The sequence below is a fragment of the Methylobacterium sp. WL1 genome (assembly GCF_008000895.1).
In the GTDB taxonomy this organism is placed as follows: domain Bacteria; phylum Pseudomonadota; class Alphaproteobacteria; order Rhizobiales; family Beijerinckiaceae; genus Methylobacterium.
This window is the reverse complement of the sequence record NZ_CP042823.1, coordinates 2,277,592-2,299,503: the sequence shown is the minus strand read 5'-3', so window position 1 is coordinate 2,299,503 and position 21,912 is coordinate 2,277,592. Positions and strand designations below refer to the sequence as shown.

Here is a 21,912-nt window from a genome sequence, read left to right as displayed (position 1 = left end):
AGAAGGGGCACACGTCATGGAGCGCGAATCACCGATCACGGCCGTTGAGGCCGTGAGCGACGACACGCATGCCGGCGGCCTCCGGGGCGGAATGGAGCCCGGCGTCCCGGCGCCTCACTCCCCGGTCATGGCCTGGAACGAGTGGGACCCGCTGGAGGAGGTGATCGTCGGATCCCTCGACGGCGCCACCATCCCGACCCATCACCTCACGGTGATCTTCAACCTGCCGCGGGCGGCCCAGCCGTTCTACCGCTTCGCCAGCGGCTGGAAATACCCGAAGTTCATGAAGAAGCTCGCGCAGCAGGAGCTCGACAACTTCATCAAGATCCTCGCCGGCGAGGGCGTCAAGATCCGCCGCCCGGACGCGGTGGACTTCTCCCGCAAATTCAAGGCGCCGCGCTGGACCTCCCGGGGCTTCTGCGTCGCCTGCCCGCGCGACCCGTACCTGGTCATCGGCGACGAGATCATCGAGAGCCCGATGTGCTGGCGCTCGCGCTACTTCGAGGGCGACGCCTACCGGTCGCTGTTCAAGGAGTATTTCCGCGCTGGCGCCCGCTGGACCTCGGCCCCGCGCCCGCAGCTCACCGACGACCTCTACAACTACGATTACCGGGTGCCGAACCTGAAGGCCGGCGAGCCCATGCAGTTCACGGTCAACGAGTTCGAGCCGGTCTTCGACGCCGCCGACTTCGTCCGCTGCGGCCGTGACCTGTTCGTGACCCGCTCGAACGTCACCAACCTCATGGGCATCGAGTGGCTGCGCCGCCACCTCGGCCCGGGCTTCCGCATCCACGAGATCGAGAGCCGCTGCCCGCAGCCGATGCACATCGACTCGTCGTTCATGCCGCTCGCCCCCGGCAAGGTACTGGTGAACCCGGACTACATCGACGTCGAGAAGCTGCCCGCCGTGCTCAAGAAGTGGGACGTGCTGATCGCCCCGCGCCCCGACCCGGTCGAGGGCTTCATGAGCAAGATCTCGATGTGCTCGCCCTGGACCTCGATCAACGTCCTGGCGATCACCGAGAAGAAGATCGTCGTGGACCAGAGCCAGCCGACCCTGATCAAGGCGCTCAAGGACTGGGGCTTCGACCCGATCCCGGCGCCGTTCCTCAGCTACGGTCCGTTCGGCGGCTCGTTCCACTGCGCAACCCTCGACGTCCGCCGCCGCGGTGTGCTGAAGTCGTATTTCTAGGGTTTCGGAGCTGCGTGACGGCGTCCAACGCCGTCCGCAGGATAAATTACCGCGTCATCCCGGGGCGCTGCAGGCGGCCTCGGGATGACGAGGCGGGTGTTCAAGCGCCCGTGCAACGCTGGCACCCCCGCGAGAACGCGCGCGGCTTCACGGTGTGGCGCCCGCCGGTCACGGCGCGGAAATCCCCGCGATCAGCGCCGTGTTGAACCCCTCGGGATCGGACATCTGCGGCGCGTGGCCGAGCGCCGGGAACTCCACGAGCCTGGCCCCCGGGATCGCCTTGGCCGCCGCCTTGCCCAGCTCCGGATAGTTCCCGAGCTTGCTGCGCATGTCCGGCGGGGCGAGGTCCTTGCCGATCGCCGTGTTGTCCTTCTGGCCGATCATCAGCAGGGTCGGCACCGCGATCTGCGGCAACCGGTAAACCACCGGCTGGGTCAGGATCATGTCGTAGAGGAGCGCCGAGTCCCAGGCGACCGCCTCCTTGCCCGGGCCGGCGTTGAGCCCGGCCAGCATCGTCACCCAGGGCTCATAGCGGGGCTCCCACTGGCCGGCGTAGTAGGTGGCGGTCTCGTAGGCGCGGATCGAAGCCGCCGAGACCTTGAGCTCGCGCTGGTACCATTGCTCCACCGAGACCGGGGGGACGCCCTTGGCGCTCCAATCCTCCAGGCCGATCGGGTTGACCAGCACCAGCTGCGCGACGTCCTTCGGGTAGAGCAGGGCGTAATGCGCGGCCATCATGCCGCCGGTGGAATGCCCCACCAGGATCGGCCGCGCGACCCCGAGCTTGTCGAGCAGGGCGTGGGTGTTCTCGGCGAGCTGCCGGAAGGTGAACTGATAGGCGGCCGGCTTGCTCGACTTGCAGAACCCGATCTGGTCCGGGGCGATCACCCGGTAGCCGGCCCCGGTCAGCGCCCGGATCTGGCTCTCCCAGGTCGCCGCGCAGAAGTTCTTGCCGTGGAGCAGCACCGCGGTGCGCCCGTTCGGCGTCGCGGGCCGCACGTCGAGATAGGCCATCTGCACGTCCTGGCGCTGCGACGTGAGGGTGAAGCGCTCGACCGGGAAGGGGTACTCGAACCCTTCGAGTTCGGGCCCGTAGGCCGGCTCGGCCGCAGCAGCGCTCGGAAGCGGGAGGGCCGGGATAGCCACGGCCAGGAGGGTGAGGGCGAGGACGGATCTGAGCATGGGCTGCCGGAAGCTTGAGCGGCGAGGGGCGTTGCGTCGTCCGCTCAGATCGGGCGGGCAGGACGCCCTGTCTACAGGATACCCTGTCCGAGTGGCGGCGACGCGCATCTTCGCGGCCGCGCCGGCCCGCGCTATCTGTCTCGCGTCCCGCCGGTCCGTGGCCCGGAGCCCCCGCAAGGAATTTCCGACAATGCGCTTCCCCGCCGTGGCCGTCCTCACCGGCGCCCTGGTCCTCGCCGCGGTACCGGCCCGGGCCGCGGATGCCTGCGACGCGCTTGCCGCCAAGGTGATCCGGATTACGGGCGCCTCGCTCGCCGGCCGGGAGGGGCCCTACGCGGTGTTCCGGGCCCAGGATGCCGAGCGGATGAGCCTCGATTGCCGGGCACCGGCCCGGATCACCATCGCCTCCCGCGACCGGGAGCCCGGAATCGCCTTCTTCGTCCTGGTCGGGCTGGCTGCCCGGGCGCTCACCGGCGCGGAGCCGCAAGCGGCCGAGGTGCTGGCGCTCAACCTTCACCAGGACAGCCTGCTGGCCGACGCGCCGCGGCGGGGCGGCACCAGCCGGGCGCTGATGCTGTGCGAGACCGGACCCCGGACGGATGGGCTCCGGGACGACCTGACGGTCTGCCGGGTCGCACCCCGGGCCGGGGTTTCGCGAATCCGCCGCGCGGGGTAGAGCGCTGCCCATGTCGACAAACGCAACACCCGGTCCCGTCGTCCAGGTCGGTCCCGTCGTCCAGGTCGGCGCGGCGCGCTTCGGAAATCACCTGCCGCTGACGCTGATCGCCGGCCCCTGCCAGCTCGAGGGGCGCAGCCACGCCCTGGAGATCGCCGCAGCGCTCAAGGAGATGGCTGCGGGTCTCGGCATCGGCCTCGTATTCAAGACCTCGTTCGACAAGGCCAACCGGACGTCCGGGAGCGCCGCGCGGGGCATCGGCCTCGAAGGCGCCTTGCCGGTCTTCGCCGAGATCCGCGAATCCCTCGGCCTGCCGGTGCTGACCGACGTGCACGCCGCCGAGCATTGCGCGCCAACCGCCGAGGCCGTGGACGTGCTCCAGATCCCGGCCTTCCTGTGCCGCCAGACCGACCTCCTCCTGGCGGCCGCCGCCACGGGCCGGGCGGTCAACATCAAGAAGGGGCAGTTCCTGGCCCCCTGGGACATGAAGCACGTCGCCGCCAAGGTGACGGAGGCCGGCAACCCCAACGTCATCGTCACCGAGCGCGGTGCCTCGTTCGGCTACAACACCCTCGTCTCGGACATGCGCAGCCTGCCGATCATGGCGCAGGTGACCCACGGCGCGCCGGTGGTGTTCGACGCCACCCATTCGGTGCAGCAGCCGGGCGGGCAGGGCGCCAGCTCCGGCGGCCAGCGCGAATTCGTCCCCGTGCTGGCCCGGGCCGCCGTAGCGGTCGGCGTGGCGGGGGTGTTCATCGAGACCCACCCGGATCCGGACCGGGCCCCGTCGGACGGCCCCAACATGGTCGCCCTGCGCGACCTGCCGGCTTTGCTCGAGGACCTGATCGCCTTCGATCGCCTGGCCAAGCGCCGCTACGCCTGAGCCCGGTCAAGCCGGCCGGAGCACGTGGATCCGCAGGGGCTGGACCAGGGCGTAGCGCCCGTCTGCCTCGCACTCGGCCGCGCCCAGGAAGGCCGCCTCGACGATCGGCCGCCGGTCCGGGATCGTCGCCGTGCGGGCGGGATCGACCGCGCTGACCCGTGCCAGGAAACCGTCCAGGTCGGCGAAGCTCTCGCGCCGGGCGAGGGTCACGTCCTGGCGGCACAGGAAGGTCCCGGCCGCCAGGGCCGACGCGATGGCGTCCTGCGCTGCGGCCCGGACCGCCGTCTCGTCCTCGATCGGTCGCAGGGCGTCGAAGAAGCTGCCCTCGGCCAGGGGCTCCACCACCACCAGGGTCCCACCCGGCACCAGGATCCGGGCCGCCTCGCCGAGGGCGGCGGTGGGGTTGGGCACGTGATGCAGGGCATTGACCATCACGGCGGCATCGAAATGCGCGTCGGGAAACGGAAGGGCCTCGGCCGAGGCGGCTTCGAATCGCGCGGCCGGCACGGCGTCGCGGGCCTTGCCCAGGGCCGTCTCGCCCGGATCGACGCCCGTGACCAACGCGCCGTCCTCGGCGAGCCGTTTCGCCAGGGTCCCGGGTCCGCATCCGATGTCGAGGATGCGCTTGCCGGCAAGCGGCGAGAAGGTGTCGCGGATCAGCGTGAGGGCATCCATGGCGTTGGCTTTCCGGAACCGCGCCGTTCGCGGCGCCAGCGTAGGTAAGCAGTTTCCGCTTGGAACGGGATGCGCGAGCCGGCGTCATACCGGCTGAGATTGCGTCGGACGTCTCTCCGGTCGCGCCCGCATCCTGAGCTTGGAAGACCTCGAAGGCGCCCTCCAGCCAGCCGCGCGACCTCTGGAGGGCTAGCCCCGTCACACCTCAGGACGGGGGTGAGATCGGGACCTTCGTCCCTCGAAACGGGCGTGAGATAGGAACCGGGCGGTCGGACGGTCGCGGCACCAAAGCCCCGCCCTCACCCGCGACGCGACACCCGCCCGGTGCAGGCGCACCATGATGCGGAAAGTATTCACAAGATCAGTGGCTGGCACTTGCGAGTGCCCAGGCCACCGGCAGTGATTCCGGCCTACGATGCGGAGATGAACCGTCGTTCAGGCCGTCATGGTTATCAAAATCCGCACGTGAAAACTCGGAACCGTTCGTCGTGCAGCCACGTTGGTGGGCATGTTCGATCGAGGATCGAGAAGGAATGTCATGCGCAAGATCGGTATCATTGCCACCGCCGCCGCCCTGGCCCTCGGCAGCGTCGCCGCCACGACCGGCGCCGAGGCCCGTCCGTACGGCTTCCATGGCGGATACGGCCACGGCTATGGTCACGGCTACGGCTATCGCGGCGGACGTCGCGGCATCGGAACCGGCGCGGCCATCGGCCTCGGGATTGCCGGCCTGGCGGCCGGCGCGGTCGCTGCCGGCGCGGCCAACAACTACTACAACCGTGGCGGCTACGGCCCGACCTACGGCGCCCCGGCTTACGGCTACGGCGCTCCGGCGTACGGCGGCTATTACGGCGCCCCCTACTAAGGGCGACGATCCCAACGGATCTGAAGGGCGACCGGCGCGAGCCGGTCGCCTTTTTCATGTCCGGTCAGCGACCGCGATAGGGGGCGACCCCGGTGTCAGGCAGCCAGATCGTCTTCGGCGGCTCGCCGGTCTGCCAGAACACGTCGATCGGAATGCCGCCGCGGGGGTACCAGTATCCACCGATCCGCAGGTAGCGCGGCTCCAGCAGGTCGCGCAGGCGCTTGCCGATCGCCACGGTGCAATCCTCGTGGAACGCCCCATGGTTGCGGAACGCGCCGAGATAAAGCTTGAGCGACTTCGATTCCACGAGCCAGTCGCCCGGCACGTAGTCGATCACCAGGATGGCGAAATCCGGCTGGCCGGTGACCGGGCAGATCGAGGTGAACTCGGGCGCGGTGAACCGCGCCACGTAATCGGTATCGGCATGCGGGTTCGGCACCCGGTCGAGGCGGGCATCCGCGGGGGAGGACGGCAGCGGGGTGGGCTGGCCGAGCTGCAGGGTCTCAGGCGTGGTCATGGCGTCTTTATAAGCCTGCGTGCGGTCCGACGCACCCATGCGCGCCGCGACCAATTCTTTACCGGTTTCCGTCACGATCCGCGCAGCGGGTGGCCGTCGACGCTGTCCGAAGCCGGTACGATACGATGCGTCTCGTTGCCTTCGGGTTGATTGCGATGGTCGCGGCTGCAGACGCTCCCGCCCGCGCTCGGGAAGACGACGCGGTCCAGCGCATGCTCGATGCCATGACCAGCCACGACCTCTGTGCCCGCAACGACGTCCAGCTGCGCCGGCTGAACCGATCCCTGGCCGCGACGCCGGTCCGGCACCCGGCCCCGCTGCGCGTGCGGTAGGCCCGCACGTCAGCGTTGCGCTTCATCGCTGTCACGACACGTGCACAGGCGCCGCCTAACCGGATGCTTGCCGCCGGACGCGGCTTGACGGATAAGCCGCCGCGATGCGCCGCACCCCGGATCGGGGCCGCCGCTGCCGACAAGCGGCCCCGCGAGAGGACCTGTAATGACCGCGATCACCAATATCAGCGCCCGCGAGATCCTCGATAGCCGCGGCAACCCCACGGTCGAGGTCGATGTCCTGCTGGAGGACGGCTCGTTCGGCCGCGCCGCCGTCCCGTCGGGGGCGTCCACGGGCGCCCACGAGGCGGTCGAGCTGCGCGACGGCGACCAGAGCCGCTTCATGGGCAAGGGCGTGCTGAAGGCGGTCGAGGCCGCACAGACCGAGATCCTCGACGCGATCGGCGGCATGGAGGCCGAGGATCAGGTCGCGGTCGACGAAGCGATGATCGAGCTCGACGGCACCCCCAACAAGGCGCGCCTCGGGGCGAACGCGATCCTCGGTGTCTCGCTCGCGGTCGCCAAGGCGGCGGCCGAGGCCTCGGGCCTGCCACTCTACCGCTACGTCGGCGGCGTGCAGGGCCGGGTCCTGCCGGTGCCGATGATGAACATCATTAACGGCGGGGCGCACGCCGACAACCCGATCGACTTCCAGGAATTCATGATCATGCCGGTGGGCGCGGAGTCGCTCGCCGACGCCGTGCGCATGGGCTCCGAGGTGTTCCACACCCTCAAGGGCAAGCTGAAGAAGGCCGGCCACAACACCAATGTCGGCGACGAGGGCGGCTTCGCCCCGAACCTGCCGTCGGCCGAGGCCGCCCTCGACTTCGTGATGGACGCGATCAGCGCCGCGGGCTTCAAGCCGGGCACCGACATCGCGCTGGCGCTCGACTGCGCCGCCACCGAATTCTTCAAGGGCGGCGCCTACGCGTACGAGGGCGAGGGCACGACCCGGTCCATCGAGGCCCAGGTCGATTACCTGGCCCAGCTGGTCGCCAACTACCCGATCCTGTCGATCGAGGACGGCATGTCCGAGGACGACTGGGCCGGCTGGAAGCTCTTGACCGACAAGATCGGCGCGCGCTGCCAGCTCGTGGGCGACGACCTGTTCGTCACCAACGTCGAGCGCCTCTCCCGGGGCATCGCGGAGCAGACCGCCAACTCGATCCTGATCAAGGTCAACCAGATCGGCTCGCTCACCGAGACCCTGGCGGCCGTCGATATGGCCCAGCGCGCCGGCTACACCGCGGTGATGTCCCACCGCTCCGGCGAGACGGAGGATTCGACCATCGCGGATCTCGCGGTCGCCACGAATTGCGGGCAGATCAAGACCGGCTCGCTGGCCCGCTCCGACAGACTGGCGAAGTACAACCAGCTGATCCGCATCGAGGAGGGCCTCGGTCCGCAGGCGCTCTACGCCGGACCCGCGGCGATCAAGCACCTGGCGCGCGGCTGATCTGTCAACGGCCGTATAAACCACCTTGTCATTCCGGGGCCGCGAGGCGGTACCCGGAAACCAGAAACTCCGTCGCGTCAGCACCGTGCACCGTGGGCCGCCCTGGAGTCCGGGGCTCGCCTGCGGGGCCCCGGAATGACGGGGTTGGTATCCGAGTGCGCCTGCGCCGGTTCACGCCGCCGGCAGCGTCCAGACCTTCTGCGGCCGCGCCAGCCCCCGCAGCTCGATGATCCCCACCGGCTCCAGCGGCCGGGCGCACCGCTCCGCGAAGGAATCCGAGACCAGCAGCGTGTGGCCGAGCGCCTCGCACTGGCTCTCGATCCGGCTTGCCTCGTTCACCGCCCGCCCGATCACCGTGAAGTCGAGGCGGCGCTCGGTGCCGACATTGCCGTAGACCACCGTCCCGAAATGCACGACGCAGTCGGCCGTCAGTTCCGGTAGCCCCGCGGCCCGGCGGCGATCGTTGAGTGCGGCGTTGGCCGCCAGCCCGTCCGCGGCGGCGTCGAGGGCGCTGTTGCAGACGGGGCAGGGCAGGTTGCCGGCGTCAGCCACCGGGAAGATCGCCAGGAAGCCGTCGCCGAGGAATTTCAGGATCTCGCCGCCGTGCCGGGCCACGGGATCGCCCAGCGCGTCGAAATGCTCGTTGAGCCAGGCGACCATGTCGTAAGGGTCGGCCCGGTCGGACAGGGCCGTGAAGCCGCGTAGGTCCGTGAGCAGGATCGCGGCCGGGACGGCTCGGCCCTGGCCGCGCTGGATCTGCCCGTCGAGGACCCGCTCCGCGGTGGAGCGCCCGAGATAGGTCGCCGTGACCTCGCGCAGGGTATGCCCGAGGCCGAGCTTGGCCACCGCCAGCGCGAAGGTCGGCATCACCGCCGCGACCGCCGCGAGGTCGGCCTGCGAGAAGCCCGCGCGGGCCTGGGTGCAGAACGAGATCGCGATGCCGCGCAACGCCGTGCCGGGTGCGAAGCCGACGATCTGGACCGCGTACTCGGTGCCGCCCTCGGCGCGCAGGGCGTGCAGGATCGGGTAATCCGTTTCCGGACCGGGGCTGTCGAGGCGCCAGCGTCCGAAGGTCTGGCCCCGCTCCAGCATCGCGAAGATCGGGCTGCGGAGCCAGTCGGCCTCCTGCTCGGCGCCGTGCGGGTTCGGCACGAAGGTCAGACCCTGGTCGAGGAACCAGTTCAGGCTGACGCCCCGCACCGTCGGGTCGATGGCCGGCGACATGACGCTGACCCGCCAGAGCGGGACGCCGGCCGCGCAGAGGGCCTCGCAGACCCGGGCCAGCATCGTGTCGTGGTCGTCGGTCGCGGTCGCGTGCTCCGCGATCCAGCGCGTCAGCTCCGTCATGTCCATCGGTGCGCCGGAGTTCCCTTCCCTGGATCCGGATCATACCCGATGGGCACGAACCGGCAGCACCGAAAAACTCCGTTAACCTTTCCGCGCGAGGCTGGCGCCATGGTCGTCCGTCGCCGCGTCAGAATGGTCGTTTTGCCCCTGGGTCTCTGGACCCTGTCGGCGCTCGTGGTCGGCTTCTTCGTGTGGCAGGCCGAGAGCGGCAACCGCGGCCTCGAAGCCAAGAAGGTGCTGAAGATCCGCGCCTACGGCCTCACCCGGGAACTCGCCGCCGTGCGGGCGGAGCGGGCGACCTGGGAGCACCGGGTCACCCTGCTCAAGAGCGACCAGATCGACCGCGACCTCCTCGAGGAGCGCGCCCGGATCGTGCTGGGCCGCGTCCACGCCAACGACGTGGTCATCATCACACCCTGAGATCACGCCCTGCCGTCGCGCTGCGACCTGAGGTCAGCCCTGTCGCGCCCTGAAAGCCGGTAGTTCCCGGTCGGGGCGATGCCGTCGTTTCGCTCTGACAAGAGGGGCGACCTGTCAGAGCGTCCACCCTCGCTTTCCAAACGGTGCTGTCCTACACCCCGTTCCAGTCGCGTGGAATCACGGGGAGAGCGCCGATGGACGCTGCCAAGGAGCCTGCGAAGGACGATTCGTCCTCGCAACCGCAGATCGGAAGCTCGGAGGCTGGAAGCGCTCAGGTTATCGACGCGCACAAGCCGGCGCCCAACATGCCGCAATTCAACCGCGAAGAAGATCTCCACGCCTATCACGAGATGCTGCTGATCCGGCGTTTCGAGGAGAAGGCCGGCCAGCTCTACGGCATGGGCCTGATCGGCGGGTTCTGCCACCTCTATATCGGCCAGGAAGCCGTGGTGATCGGCATGCAGATGGCCTCGGTCGACGGCGACCAGGTCATCACCGGCTACCGCGACCACGGCCACATGCTGGCCTGCGGCATGGACCCCAAGGGCGTCATGGCCGAGCTGACCGGGCGCCGGGGCGGCTACAGCCGTGGCAAGGGCGGCTCCATGCACATGTTCAGCCGGGAGAAGCAGTTCTTCGGCGGCCACGGCATCGTCGGCGCCCAGGTCTCGCTCGGCACCGGCCTCGCCTTCGCAGACCGTTACCGGGAGAACGGCAAGGTCAGCCTCACCTACATGGGCGACGGCGCGGCCAACCAGGGCCAGGTCTACGAGAGCTTCAACATGGCGGCGTTGTGGAAGCTGCCCGTGGTCTACGTGATCGAGAACAACCGCTACGCCATGGGCACCTCGGTGGCCCGGGCCTCGGCGCAGACCGACTTCTCCAAGCGCGGCCTCTCCTTCGGCATCCCGGGCGAGCAGGTCGACGGCATGGACGTGCGCACGGTGCGCGAGGCGGCGGCGCGGGCGGTCGAGCACGCCCGCTCGGGCAAGGGCCCCTACATCCTGGAGATGCAGACCTACCGCTACCGCGGCCATTCCATGTCCGATCCGGCCAAGTACCGGACCAAGGACGAGGTCTCGAAGATGCGCGACGAGCACGACCCGATCGAGATGGTGCGCAAGCGCCTGCTCGAGCTGCACGGGGTGCCGGAGGCGGAGATCAAGGCGACCGACGCCAAGGTCCGCGAGACCGTGAACGCGGCGGCCGAGTTCGCCACCAACGATCCCGAGCCGGATCCCGCCGAGCTCTGGACCGACATCCTGCTGGATGCGCACGCCTAGCGCGTCCGCGAAACCCTGGCCGCCCCGACCGAAAAGACGACCGCAGAGCTGAGCATGGCGACCGACATCCTGATGCCCGCCCTCTCCCCCACCATGGAGGAGGGCAAGCTCGCCAAGTGGCTGAAGAAAGAGGGTGACCCGGTCAAATCCGGCGACGTGCTGGCCGAGATCGAGACCGACAAGGCGACCATGGAGGTCGAGGCGATCGACGAGGGCGTGCTCGCCAAGATCCTGATCGCGGAGGGCACCGAGGGCGTCGCGGTCAACACGCCGATCGCCATCATCGCGGGTGAGGGCGAGGACGTGGCCGAGGCGGCCGCCGGCGGCGGCAAGGCCAAGCCCAACGGCGCGGGCGGCCACCCGGCCCCGACGCCGGACATGCAGGCCGAGGGGATGGCCGAGAAGCCCGCCCCGGCGGCCAAGACCGGCTCCGACGCCCCGAACGCGCCGGCGGCGCCGGCCATCATCACCAACAAGGCCGACGAGCCGGTGATGGAGGAGTTCCCGGCCAACACCCCGATGGTCACCACCACGGTCCGTGAGGCCCTGCGCGACGCGATGGCCGAGGAGATGCGCCGCGACGGCGACGTCTTCGTCATGGGCGAGGAGGTCGCCGAGTATCAGGGCGCCTACAAGATCACGCAGGGGCTGCTGCAGGAATTCGGCGCCCGGCGGGTGGTCGACACCCCGATCACCGAGCACGGCTTCGCCGGTATCGGCGTCGGCGCGGCGCTGTCCGGCCTGAAGCCGATCGTCGAGTTCATGACCTTCAACTTCGCCATGCAGGCGATCGACCACATCATCAACTCGGCGGCCAAGACCCTGTACATGTCGGGCGGCCAGCTCGGCTGCCCGATCGTGTTCCGCGGCCCCAACGGCGCGGCCGCCCGGGTCGGCGCCCAGCACAGCCACGATTATTCCGCGTGGTACTCCAACGTGCCGGGCCTCAAGGTGATCGCCCCCTACACGGCCTCGGACGCCAAGGGCCTGCTCAAGGCCGCGATCCGCGACCCGAACCCGATCATCTTCCTGGAGAACGAGATCCTCTACGGCCAGTCCTTCCCGGTGCCGCAGCTCGACGACTTCGTGCTGCCGATCGGCAAGGCGCGGGTTCACCGCACCGGCAAGGACGTGACCATCGTGTCCTTCGCGATCGGCATGACCTACGCGCTCAAGGCCGCCCAGGCGCTCGCCGAGGAAGGCATCGAGGCCGAGGTGATCGACCTGCGCACGATCCGCCCGATGGATTCCGAGACGGTGGTGCGCTCGGTGAAGAAGACCGGCCGCTGCATCACCGTGGAGGAGGGCTTCCCGCAATCCGGCATCGGCGCCGAGATCGTGGCCCGCCTGATGGTCGACGCCTTCGACTACCTCGACGCCCCGGTCCTGCGCATCACCGGCAAGGACGTGCCGATGCCCTACGCGGCGAACCTGGAAAAGCTCGCCCTGCCGACCGTGGCCGAGGTCGTCGAGGCGGCCAAGAGCGTCTGCTACAAGTGACGCGACTCGCGGGCGGCGCCGCAGCCCCGTCCGTCAGCCTCGAACGGGTTCGGAAACCAGCCGGCGCGCCATGAGCCAGGATCCCACACAGGACTTCGTCGAGCTGGCCGTCCCGCCGGACGCCCGCGCGCAGGGCGGCATTGAGGTGCTGCGCGCGGCCGTGGTGGACGGCGCCGTGAGCGTGGCGCTGCGTCGGTCGTTCGACGATCCCGCGACCTGGGGACGGCTGCTGCTCGACCTCGCCCGGCAGGCGGCCCGCGCCTACGCGCTGGAGACCGACATGTCGGAAGAGGAGGCGTTCGAGCGCATCCGCGCCGGCTGGGAGGCCGAGGGGCTCGACCCCGGCGGCTTCAACTAGCGATGGCGGCATCCGACCATGGCTGAGGCAGCGATCCGACTGGCAACCTACGCCAATCTCGTGGCCGTGCCGGAGCATCTCGTCGCCGAGATCATCGATGGCACCCTGGAGACACACCCGCGTCCGCGGCCTGGGCACGCCAGCGCGGCAGTACGACTCTCCAGCGAGCTCGATTTTACCTTCAGCCGTGGGCGTGGGGGTCCCGGGGGTTGGATCTTCATGATCGAGCCGGAGCTTCATCTCGACCCTCACGTGGTCGTGCCCGATCTCGCTGGCTGGCGCCGCGAGCGGATGCCGACCGAACCCGCGGATGCCTTCATCACGACCGCGCCGGATTGGGTCTGTGAGATCCTGTCGCCGTCCACCATGCGCCTCGACCGCGGTCCCAAGCGCCGCATCTACGCGGAGGCGGGGATCGGCCACCTCTGGCTGCTCGATCCGGCCGCGGGCGTGCTGGAAGGGTTTGCCCTGATGGACGGGCGCTGGCTGCTGCTGGCCACGATCCAGCGCGGCGAGACCGTGGCCCTGCCGCCCTTCGACGCCGTCCCGTTCCCCCTGGACGACCTGTTTCCTTTCGACGATCCGGCCGCCCCGGCCTTGCCCGAGACCTGATGCCATGCCGATCAACGTGCTCATGCCCGCCCTCTCGCCGACCATGGAGAAGGGCAACCTGGCCAAGTGGCTGAAGAAGGAGGGCGACGCCGTGAAATCCGGCGACATCCTCGCCGAGATCGAGACCGACAAGGCGACCATGGAGGTCGAGGCGATCGACGAGGGCGTGCTCGCCAAGATCGTCGTGCCCGAGGGCACCGCCGACGTGCCGGTCAACGACCTGATCGCGGTGATCGCCGTCGAAGGCGAGGATCCGTCGAGCGTGCCGGCCACGGGCGGCGGCAAGGCCGAGCCGGAGGTCAAGGCCCAGCCAAAATCCGGGCCGACATCGGCCGAGCCGGCGCCGGCCGACCAGAACACCACGCCCGGCGGCGGCCACATGTCCTACGAGCGGGTGAACGCGGCGCCGGAGGGCGCCCAGCCGGGCGGGACCGCGCCGCAGCAGCAGGGCGGTTCGGGCGGCCGGGTCTTCGCCTCGCCGCTCGCGCGCCGGATCGCCAAGCAGGAGGGCGTCGAGCTCGCCGCCGTGGAGGGCACCGGCCCGCACGGGCGGATCATTGCTCGCGACGTCCAGGCCGCCAAGGCCACCGGGACCACCAAAGGCGCCGGCCGCCCCAGCAGCCCGCCGCCGAGGCGCCCAAGGCGGCAGCGCCCGCTCCGAAGGCGGCGCCCGTGGGCGGGGCGCCGGCCGGCCTCACCCTCGATCAGGTCCGGGGCTTCTACGCCAAGGGCTCCTACGAGGAGGTGCCGCTCGACGGCATGCGCAAGACCATCGCCAAGCGCCTCACCGAGGCGATGCAGGTGGCCCCGCACTTCTACCTCACGGTGGATTGCGAGCTCGACGCGCTGATGGCGCTGCGCGAGACGCTCAACGCCTCCGCGGGCAAGGACAAGGACGGCAAGCCGGCCTTCAAGCTGTCGGTCAACGACTTCGTCATCAAGGCGATGGGCCTGGCGCTCACCCGCGTGCCCGCCGCCAATGCGGTCTGGGCCGAGGACCGGGTGCTGCGCTTCAAGCAGGCCGAGGTCGGCGTCGCGGTGGCGATCGACGGCGGGTTGTTCACTCCGGTGATCCGCCGGGCCGACGAGAAGACCCTGTCCACCATCTCGAAGGAGATGAAGGATTTCGCCGCCCGGGCGCGTGCGAAGAAGCTCAAGCCGGAGGAGTACCAGGGCGGCGTCACCTCGGTGTCGAACCTCGGCATGTTCGGGATCAAGCACTTCACCGCGGTGATCAACCCGCCGCAATCGAGCATCCTGGCGGTGGGGGCCGGTGAGAAGCGCGTCGTCGTCAAGGACGGCGCCCCGGCGGTGGTCCAGGTGATGACCGCCACCCTGTCCTGCGACCACCGCGTCCTCGACGGTGCGCTGGGCGCCGAGCTGGTCGCGGCCTTCAAGGGGCTGATCGAGAACCCGATGGGCATGTTGGTCTGAGCCGGAGCACGCAATGTCCGACACCTACGACATCCTCATCATCGGCGCTGGCCCCGGCGGCTACGTCACGGCGATCCGGGCGGCGCAGCTCGGCTACAAGACGGCGGTGATCGACCGGGAGCACCTGGGCGGCATCTGCCTGAACTGGGGCTGCATCCCCACCAAGGCGCTGCTGCGCTCGGCCGAGATCTACCACTACATGCAGCACGCCTCCGATTACGGCCTGTCGGCCAAGGAGGTGTCGTTCGACACCGCGGCCATCGTGAAGCGCTCGCGGGGCGTCTCGGGTCGGCTCAACGGCGGCGTCGGCATGCTGCTGAAGAAGAACAAGGTCGACGTCATCTGGGGCGAGGCCTCGGTCGACAGCGTCGCCACGGGCAACCAGCCCGGCCAGGTCACCGTAAAGGAGTCCAAGCGCGCCGAGCCGCCCAAGGGCGCCAAGGGAGCGGGCAGCTACCAGGCCAAGCACATCATCGTGGCCACCGGCGCCCGGCCGCGGGCGATCCCCGGGATCGAGCCCGACAAGAAGCAGATCTGGACCTATTACGAGGCCATGGTCCCCGAGACGATGCCCAAGAGCCTGCTCGTCATGGGCTCGGGCGCGATCGGTATCGAGTTCGCCTCGTTCTACCGGACCATGGGCGCCGAGGTGACCGTGGTGGAGCTGCTGCCGCAGATCCTGCCGGTGGAGGATGCCGAGATCGCGGGCCTGGCGCGCAAGCGCTTCGAGAAGCAGGGCATCAAGATCCTCACTGGCGCCAAGGTGACCAAGGTCGAGAAGGGCGCCGATTCGGTCACGGCGACCATCGAGGGCGGGGACGGCACCTCACAGACAATCACCGCGGAGAAGCTGATCTCGGCGGTGGGAGTGGTCGGCAACATCGAGAATATCGGCCTCGAAAAACTCGGGGTGAAGATCGACCGCGGTATCGTCGTCACCGACGGGCTGGGCCGGACCAACGTCCCGGGCCTGTACGCCATCGGCGACGTCGCCGGCCCCCCGATGCTGGCCCACAAGGCCGAGCACGAGGGCGTCATCTGCGTCGAGACCATCAAGGGCCTGCCCACCCACCCGATGGACAAGGCCAAGATCCCGGGCTGCACCTATTGCCAGCCGCAGATCGCCAGCGTCGGCCTCACCGAGGCCAAGGCCAAGGAGCTGGGCTTCGCCGTCAAGGTCGGTCGCTTCCCGTTCGCCGGCAACGGCAAGGCGATTGCGCTGGGTGAGCCGGACGGCCTCGTCAAAACGGTGTTCGACGCCAAGACCGGCCAGCTGCTCGGCGCCCACATGGTCGGCGCCGAGGTGACCGAGCTGATCCAGGGCTACGTCGTGGCGATGAACCTGGAAAGCACCGAGGAGGAGCTGATGCACACGGTGTTCCCGCACCCGACGCTCAGCGAGATGATGCACGAGAGCGTGCTCGACGCCTATGGCAAGGTGATCCACAGCTGACCGGTGGCGCGTCACGCCTGCGCACAACGGTTTTCGGCGGTCTCACACGTCCGACAGCCGAAACGCGCGTTGCTTGACGCAACAGCGCGGAAAGCAACGCGGGATAAGCGTGAGGATCGCTGCTCTGGAGGCGCCGCTACGTCGGCGCCGCGGCGTTCGCGCGCGCCGTCATGGCAAGGCCGATGCCCTGGAACAGGGCGATTACGAACACGGTCGCCAGGCTTCCCCCGAGAGGAATCAGCGCCAGAGCCCACGGATCGAAACGACAGACCAACAGCAACGTGACAACGCTTCCGATCACGGACGCGATGATCATGCGAAAAATACAGCATTCCGACGGCTGCATGATGTCTTCCGGTCGGCTACCCCCAACCTATAATTGTAATTTTAACCAAAGATTGCAATCGAAAATAGTACGCAGCACCGTGGCGGGATCTCTGTTCCGCTGTTTCGCCGCCAAGGCGGATGCGCGGTCTACGGTCTCAACCCGTTCGCCGACCGCATGCAGGGACCGGCGGCCCGTCTCCCATGGCGTTTGGTTTACTAAAACGATCAAGGAGCCCGGGTCGGGGGCGGTGAAACGGCTTGCGCGATTACCTGTGTCAAACGCTCATCCGGTCCCGCGCTCCACCGGCTCCGCCTGATCTTGAGACGGCACATAGGCGCACCACTCGCAGATGCCGCGCTCGGCGCCGCGACTGGCGTTGCGCTGCGAACAGAGCGGGCAGACGAGCAGGATCAGCCGTCCGCCCGACCGGAGCGCCAGGCCCCGCCCGCGGAACGTGACCTCCGTCACCTCATCGCCAGCCCGCCGATCGCGCATCCTGTCGCTCATCGGGCCTCCGCGGTACCGCGCTGCGGGCCAGCGAGAAACGCGACTCGAACCTTCGATTCCAACGGCATGGCGACGCGACCCTCGAACGAATCCAGGGATACAAGCGGCGGGCCAACGAATGGCTCCGCTTGGCCTGTGAATCCCACGGATGCGCGGGGCGCAAATCCTGCCTAAGAGTGGCCGCGACCGGGAGTGGTCCGCCGGCCTGATTCCGGTTTGGAGCGGGCGCGCGCAGGCGGTCGAGGGCAGGCGGCCGGAGCCGATCGCAGCGCGATCGAGCGCGGTTCTCAGGCAGGAGCTTTGTGGGATACAATGCCGGAGCAAGCACAGACGACGACCGCCGAGAGTGGCGTTCCGACCTTCGGGGACGTTGCCCGGGCCGCGGAGCGGATCGCCGGGATCGCCCACCGGACCCCCGTGCTGACCTCACGCACCGCCGATGCGCGGACCGGCGCGAAACTGTTCTTCAAGGCCGAGAACCTGCAGCGGGGCGGGGCCTTCAAGTTCCGCGGCGCCTACAACGCGATCAGTGCCCTGCCGGAGGCGGTCCGCGCCCGCGGGGTGCTGTCGTTCTCCTCGGGTAACCACGCCCAGGCGATCGCCCTGGCGAGCCAACTGCTCGGCATCCCGGCGACCATCGTGATGCCGGGCGACGCCCCCGCGGCCAAGATCGCGGCGACCCGGGGCTACGGCGCCGAGGTCGTGCTGTACGACCGCTACACCCAGGATCGGGAGGCGCTCGGCCGGGAACTCGCCGAGCCCCGGGGCATGACGGTGATCCCGCCGTTCAACCACCGCGACGTGATCGCCGGACAAGGGACGCTGGCGCAGGAACTGATCGCGGAGGCCGGCCCCCTCGACGTGCTGGTGGCCTGCCTCGGCGGCGGCGGCCAGCTCGCGGGCTGCGCGCTCGCCGCCGCGGAATTGTCGCCCGGCTGCCGGGTGATCGGCGTGGAGCCGGAGGCCGGCAACGACGGGCAGCAATCGTTCCGCGGGGGCGCAATCGTGACCATCCCGGTTCCTCGGACCATCGCGGACGGGGCGCAATCGACGGCGCTCGGCGACCTTACCTTCGCGATCATCCGCCGGGATGTCGCCGACATCCTGACCGTTTCGGACGCGCAGCTCGTCGAGACCATGCGGTTCTTCGCCGAGCGCATGAAGATCCTGGTCGAGCCGACCGGCTGCCTGGCGGCGGCAGCGGTCCTGCACGGGCTGGTCGACGTCAAGGACAAGCGCGTCGGCGTGGTGATCAGCGGCGGCAACGTCGATCTCGCCACCTTCGCGCGGCTCACGGGCGAAACGGCCTGACGCGCCGAATGCCGCGGCCCTGTGGCCCGGCCGTAGTGGACCGGGCGGGGACGGATGCTTATCTTGTGCCTGTCAGAATGCGCGCTCCCGGGCCTTGAACCCGGATGGGCGGGAGGGTGACGATGTTTGCAGGCTTCAAGGTTCTTTCGCTGACCGATCGCGCGGCCGAGCGGATCAAGGCGATCATGGCGGATGCCGACCGGCCGATCGCGGGCCTACGGGTCGGCGTTCGCAACGGCGGCTGCGCCGGCATGTCCTACACGATGGAATATGCCGAGGCGGCCAATCCCGGCGAGGACGTGGTCGAGGATCGCGGCGTCCGGGTGTTCGTCGATCCGAAGGCGGTGCTGTTCCTGCTCGGCACCGAGATGGACTTCACCACCACCAAGCTCGCCTCGCAGTTCGTCTTCAACAACCCGAATCAGACCTCGGCCTGTGGCTGCGGCGAGTCGGTGGCGATAACGCCGGTCTCGGAAGAGCGGATCCCGGCCCGGGTCTAGGGCGTCGTCCCGAAGGATGACGTCCGGCCTTCCGGAAATTCGTTGTGCGATCGACGACTTAGCGCATCATTCTGGCTGCGGCACCCAGGATGATGCCCGAACGCTTCGCGTCAGGCCACCTGCGGGAGCGACTCGGCCGCATCGTCCACGACGCGGTTCCGGCCGGCGCGCTTGGCCGCGAACATGCACAGGTCGGCGCGCTCCAGGAGTGAGGCCGGGCTGTCGCTGGCGTGCAGAACCGCGATGCCGAGCGAGATCGTGACCTTGCCGAGCGACTCGCCGGTGGAGCGCTTCACGAGTTCCCGGCCCATCACGCTGGTCCGGACCTTCTCGGCCACCTGTCGGGCCAGGACCCGGTCGGCGCCGGGCAGCACGATGCCGAACTCCTCGCCGCCGAACCGGGCGAGCAGCGCCTGCGGGCCGGCATTCTCCCGCATCACGATCGCCACGAGCCGCAATACCTGATCGCCCGTGAGATGGCCGTACAGGTCGTTGAAGCGCTTGAAGAAGTCGATGTCGAGCACGACCAGGCTCATCGGCACGCCCCCGAAGCGGGACGCGTCCAGGGACGCCTTCAGCATCTCCTCGAAATGCTTGCGGTTCGCCAGCCCGGTCAGCGCATCGGTCAGGCTCTCGATCCGGCTCACCTCGAGCTTCTCGCGCAGGGTCTCGATCTCGGTGCGGGTCTCGCGCATCCGGGCCTCGAGGACGCGGTTGTTCACCGCGACCTCGCGGGTGGTGGAGACCAGGGTCGATACGATCTCGCCGAGGCGCGCCCGGGTCGGCATGCCCTCCTGGGCGAGGTCCTGGGCCAGGCCGCGCAGGGCTTCGCCATATTGCGTGGTGGAACCGAGCGACAGGTCGAGAATCTCGGTCACCGCTCCGATCTCATCGAGCACGCTGCGGCTGACGTCGCCGGCGGCGCTCGTGAGCTGGCGCCCATCGAGATAGGTCTCGTGCAGGTCGTCGATGTCCGACTCGGTCAGGCAGCCGTTCTCGGTGGTCCGGCGCTTGACCGCGTCGCCCAGCAGCGGCAGCTCACCGGACACGTAGGCGTACCAGACCGCGTAGGCCCGGGGGGTGGCTGAGGGACCGTAATCGTGGATCAGATCGTGGGCCCGCTTCGCCAGCGCGAAGCTGCGGTCACGATCGGAATAGGTCTCCTGGCTCATCCGTAACCTGCGGTCCGAGGCCGCCGGTGGATCAATAAACCCGGCCCAAGACCAGTCTAGTGCCGGTTCGTAGCCGGAACGTTAAGCCGGACGTTACTTCTCTTTCTTTGCCAAAACTGGTCGAAGCAAGAAGGCCGGGACATGTGAACCAAGTCCGACCGGGGTATCCCCGTCGGGCTCGTTGCGGCGGCTGCGATCTTCGCGCACCCGCTCCTCGCGGACGGGTTCGGGGCGCGGAGCCGGACGGGTGTCGCCACGCGCGGCGGCCGACCCGCCGCGGGAGCGCTGGCGTCCACCGCCCTCGCGGCCATTCGGCTTGGCCTCGGCCCGAGGCTCCGACCTGCCATCGGTCGCGCGCGGCTCCGGTGCCCTGGCCTCCACCAGACCGGTCTCCGACGATCTGCTGTCGGGAGTCCTGCTGTCGGAAGTCTTACCCTCGGAAGATCTGCCCTCGGAGGCGCGCCGCTCGGAGCGCCCCCCCGATGACCGCCCTTCGGACGAGCGCCCCTCGGACGAGCGGCCCTCGGACGACCGCCCTTCGGATTTGCCCGAGCGCGCGCTGCGGCGGCCCTCGCCCGAGCGGCCGCGATGCCGCGTGCCGGTATCGGCGGACGGATCGGCCACGGTGGACAGGTCACCGTCGAACCAAGGGATCGGCTGCCCGATCAGCGCCTCGATGGCGACCAGCGAGCGGTCGTCCCCGGGAGCGACCAGGGTGTAGGCGGCGCCGCTCCGGCCCGCCCGGCCGGTGCGGCCGATCCGGTGAACGTAATCCTCGGGGTGGTGCGGGATGTCGAAGTTGAAGACGTGGCTGACCGCCGGGATGTCGAGGCCGCGGGCCGCCACGTCGCTGGCGACCAGCAGGGCGGTCTCGCCGGCGCGGAACGCGTCCAGCGCGGTTGTACGCGCCCGCTGGTCCATGTCGCCGTGGAGCGCGGCGGCGTCGAAGCCGTGGCTGACCAGCGACTTCTGCAGCAGCGCGACGTCGCGCTTGCGGTTGCAGAAGATGATCGCATTGTTCAACTCGGACTCGCCGCGGATCAGGGTGCGCAGGCGCTCGCGCTTGGCATGCCCCTCGGAGCCGACCGCCACCAGCCGTTGCGTGATGGTCGAGGCCGTGGAGGCCGGCCGCGCCACCTCGATCCGCTGCGGGTTGTGCAGGAACATATCCGCCAGCCGCTCGATCTCCGGCGGCATGGTCGCCGAGAAAAACAGCGTCTGCCGGGTGAACGGCACCATCTTCACGATCCGCTCGATGTCGGGGATGAACCCCATGTCGAGCATGCGGTCGGCCTCGTCGATGACCAGCAGCTCGACACCGGTGAGCAGCAGCTTGCCGCGCTCGAAATGGTCGAGGAGCCGGCCCGGCGTGGCGATCAGCACGTCGGTGCCGCGCGTCAGCTTGGCGTCCTGGTCCGCGAAGGACACGCCGCCGATGATCAGCGCGACGTTGAGCTTGTGGTTGGTGCCGTAGCGATCGAAATTCTCGACCACCTGCGCGGCGAGCTCGCGCGTCGGCTCCAGGATCAGCGTGCGGGGCATCCGGGCGCGGGCGCGGCCGTTCTCCAGCAGCGTCAGCATCGGCAGCGTGAACGCCGCGGTCTTGCCGGTGCCGGTCTGGGCGATGCCGAGGACGTCCCGGCGCGCGAGCACGTGAGGGATCGCCTGCGCCTGGATCGGCGTCGGCTCGGTGTAACCCGCCGTCTCGACGGCGTTGAGGACTTTTTCGCTCAGTCCCAGGTCGGAAAAAGGCATCTGCGTTCAGGAACCGTTGCGCGCCCGGCCGGCGCGGTGGACACCGTCGCGGCAACGGCTCGGGAGGGCTCACGTAAGACGCACGAACGCACCCGTGGCCGCGGGGCGCATGGGCCAGTCAGTTAGGGGCTTGGCGCAGCTTGTCAATCTCGCA

General features: G+C 69.3%; 22 protein-coding genes and 1 pseudogene. 15 read left to right on the top strand and 8 right to left on the bottom strand.

Going from position 1 to position 21,912, the window contains the following annotated elements:
* Positions 1-16: 16 nt before the first annotated feature.
* Positions 17-1,192, top strand: coding sequence for an amidinotransferase (locus FVA80_RS11330; RefSeq protein ID WP_147855762.1), 1,176 nt, complete (start codon positions 17-19; stop codon positions 1,190-1,192).
* Positions 1,193-1,360: 168 nt separating this feature from the next.
* Here the strand turns inward: FVA80_RS11330 and FVA80_RS11325 are convergent, their stop codons facing one another.
* A complete protein-coding gene (locus FVA80_RS11325) occupies positions 1,361-2,374 on the bottom strand; it encodes an alpha/beta hydrolase (protein ID WP_147907979.1) in 1,014 nt (337 codons plus the stop codon).
* Between the two features lie 190 nt (positions 2,375-2,564).
* On the opposite strand from FVA80_RS11325, the gene FVA80_RS11320 reads away from it, so the two are divergent.
* Together FVA80_RS11320 and kdsA are read left to right on the top strand one after the other, a co-directional pair.
* On the top strand, positions 2,565-3,050 hold the full coding sequence (locus tag FVA80_RS11320; RefSeq protein ID WP_147907978.1) for a hypothetical protein: 486 nt from the start codon (positions 2,565-2,567) through the stop codon (positions 3,048-3,050).
* A 10-nt stretch (positions 3,051-3,060) separates the two neighbouring features.
* Complete coding sequence (kdsA, locus tag FVA80_RS11315) at positions 3,061-3,933, top strand: 3-deoxy-8-phosphooctulonate synthase (protein ID WP_147907977.1); 873 nt, start codon at positions 3,061-3,063, stop codon at positions 3,931-3,933.
* A gap of 6 nt (positions 3,934-3,939) precedes the next feature.
* Here the strand turns inward: kdsA and FVA80_RS11310 are convergent, their stop codons facing one another.
* Positions 3,940-4,608 carry a class I SAM-dependent methyltransferase gene (locus tag FVA80_RS11310; protein WP_147907976.1) on the bottom strand — a complete coding sequence of 223 codons (669 nt, stop codon included), beginning with the start codon at positions 4,606-4,608 and terminating at the stop codon, positions 3,940-3,942.
* 538 nt (positions 4,609-5,146) lie between these two features.
* On the opposite strand from FVA80_RS11310, the gene FVA80_RS11305 reads away from it, so the two are divergent.
* Entirely contained in the window at positions 5,147-5,473 is a 327-nt protein-coding gene (locus FVA80_RS11305) for a hypothetical protein (RefSeq protein WP_147907975.1), read from the top strand.
* Between the two features lie 64 nt (positions 5,474-5,537).
* Here FVA80_RS11305 and queF read toward each other — a convergent pair whose 3' ends face one another.
* Positions 5,538-5,990: a preQ(1) synthase gene (gene queF, locus FVA80_RS11300; protein ID WP_147907974.1), complete on the bottom strand. Its 453-nt coding sequence runs from the start codon at positions 5,988-5,990 to the stop codon at positions 5,538-5,540.
* Positions 5,991-6,115: 125 nt separating this feature from the next.
* Here queF and FVA80_RS11295 point away from each other — a divergent pair, with 125 nt between their 5' ends.
* Both FVA80_RS11295 and eno read left to right on the top strand, forming a co-directional pair.
* Positions 6,116-6,322, top strand: coding sequence for a hypothetical protein (locus FVA80_RS11295; RefSeq protein WP_147907973.1), 207 nt, complete (start codon positions 6,116-6,118; stop codon positions 6,320-6,322).
* Between the two features lie 166 nt (positions 6,323-6,488).
* A complete protein-coding gene (gene eno / locus FVA80_RS11290) occupies positions 6,489-7,778 on the top strand; it encodes a phosphopyruvate hydratase (protein WP_147907972.1) in 1,290 nt (429 codons plus the stop codon).
* A 171-nt stretch (positions 7,779-7,949) separates the two neighbouring features.
* Here eno and FVA80_RS11285 read toward each other — a convergent pair whose 3' ends face one another.
* On the bottom strand, positions 7,950-9,125 hold the full coding sequence (locus FVA80_RS11285) for an adenylate/guanylate cyclase domain-containing protein (RefSeq protein ID WP_246692365.1): 1,176 nt from the start codon (positions 9,123-9,125) through the stop codon (positions 7,950-7,952).
* 108 nt (positions 9,126-9,233) lie between these two features.
* Between FVA80_RS11285 and FVA80_RS11280 the strand changes: the two genes are divergently transcribed.
* From FVA80_RS11280 to lpdA, 7 genes and pseudogenes are all read left to right on the top strand, one after another.
* Entirely contained in the window at positions 9,234-9,545 is a 312-nt protein-coding gene (locus FVA80_RS11280; protein ID WP_147907970.1) for a septum formation initiator family protein, read from the top strand.
* 194 nt (positions 9,546-9,739) lie between these two features.
* Positions 9,740-10,828, top strand: coding sequence for a pyruvate dehydrogenase (acetyl-transferring) E1 component subunit alpha (gene pdhA, locus FVA80_RS11275; RefSeq protein WP_147907969.1), 1,089 nt, complete (start codon positions 9,740-9,742; stop codon positions 10,826-10,828).
* A 54-nt stretch (positions 10,829-10,882) separates the two neighbouring features.
* Positions 10,883-12,328, top strand: coding sequence for a pyruvate dehydrogenase complex E1 component subunit beta (locus tag FVA80_RS11270; protein ID WP_147907968.1), 1,446 nt, complete (start codon positions 10,883-10,885; stop codon positions 12,326-12,328).
* Positions 12,329-12,398: 70 nt separating this feature from the next.
* Complete coding sequence (locus tag FVA80_RS11265; protein ID WP_147907967.1) at positions 12,399-12,686, top strand: DUF5076 domain-containing protein; 288 nt, start codon at positions 12,399-12,401, stop codon at positions 12,684-12,686.
* Positions 12,687-12,704: 18 nt separating this feature from the next.
* Positions 12,705-13,298: a Uma2 family endonuclease gene (locus FVA80_RS11260; RefSeq protein ID WP_147907966.1), complete on the top strand. Its 594-nt coding sequence runs from the start codon at positions 12,705-12,707 to the stop codon at positions 13,296-13,298.
* 4 nt (positions 13,299-13,302) lie between these two features.
* Positions 13,303-14,732: pseudogene (locus FVA80_RS11255) on the top strand (pyruvate dehydrogenase complex dihydrolipoamide acetyltransferase).
* Positions 14,733-14,745: 13 nt separating this feature from the next.
* A complete protein-coding gene (lpdA, locus tag FVA80_RS11250; protein WP_147907964.1) occupies positions 14,746-16,185 on the top strand; it encodes a dihydrolipoyl dehydrogenase in 1,440 nt (479 codons plus the stop codon).
* A 136-nt stretch (positions 16,186-16,321) separates the two neighbouring features.
* Here the strand turns inward: lpdA and FVA80_RS11245 are convergent, their stop codons facing one another.
* Positions 16,322-16,531 carry a hypothetical protein gene (locus FVA80_RS11245; RefSeq protein ID WP_147907963.1) on the bottom strand — a complete coding sequence of 70 codons (210 nt, stop codon included), beginning with the start codon at positions 16,529-16,531 and terminating at the stop codon, positions 16,322-16,324.
* A 264-nt stretch (positions 16,532-16,795) separates the two neighbouring features.
* Complete coding sequence (locus FVA80_RS11240) at positions 16,796-17,020, bottom strand: hypothetical protein (protein ID WP_147907962.1); 225 nt, start codon at positions 17,018-17,020, stop codon at positions 16,796-16,798.
* 312 nt (positions 17,021-17,332) lie between these two features.
* Here FVA80_RS11240 and FVA80_RS11235 point away from each other — a divergent pair, with 312 nt between their 5' ends.
* Both FVA80_RS11235 and FVA80_RS11230 read left to right on the top strand, forming a co-directional pair.
* Positions 17,333-18,331: a threo-3-hydroxy-L-aspartate ammonia-lyase gene (locus FVA80_RS11235; protein WP_147907961.1), complete on the top strand. Its 999-nt coding sequence runs from the start codon at positions 17,333-17,335 to the stop codon at positions 18,329-18,331.
* 122 nt (positions 18,332-18,453) lie between these two features.
* Complete coding sequence (locus FVA80_RS11230) at positions 18,454-18,831, top strand: iron-sulfur cluster assembly accessory protein (RefSeq protein WP_147907960.1); 378 nt, start codon at positions 18,454-18,456, stop codon at positions 18,829-18,831.
* 110 nt (positions 18,832-18,941) lie between these two features.
* Here FVA80_RS11230 and FVA80_RS11225 read toward each other — a convergent pair whose 3' ends face one another.
* Both FVA80_RS11225 and FVA80_RS11220 read right to left on the bottom strand, forming a co-directional pair.
* Positions 18,942-20,003: a GGDEF domain-containing protein gene (locus tag FVA80_RS11225; protein ID WP_147907959.1), complete on the bottom strand. Its 1,062-nt coding sequence runs from the start codon at positions 20,001-20,003 to the stop codon at positions 18,942-18,944.
* A 93-nt stretch (positions 20,004-20,096) separates the two neighbouring features.
* On the bottom strand, positions 20,097-21,758 hold the full coding sequence (locus FVA80_RS11220; RefSeq protein WP_147907958.1) for a DEAD/DEAH box helicase: 1,662 nt from the start codon (positions 21,756-21,758) through the stop codon (positions 20,097-20,099).
* Positions 21,759-21,912: the final 154 nt, after the last annotated feature.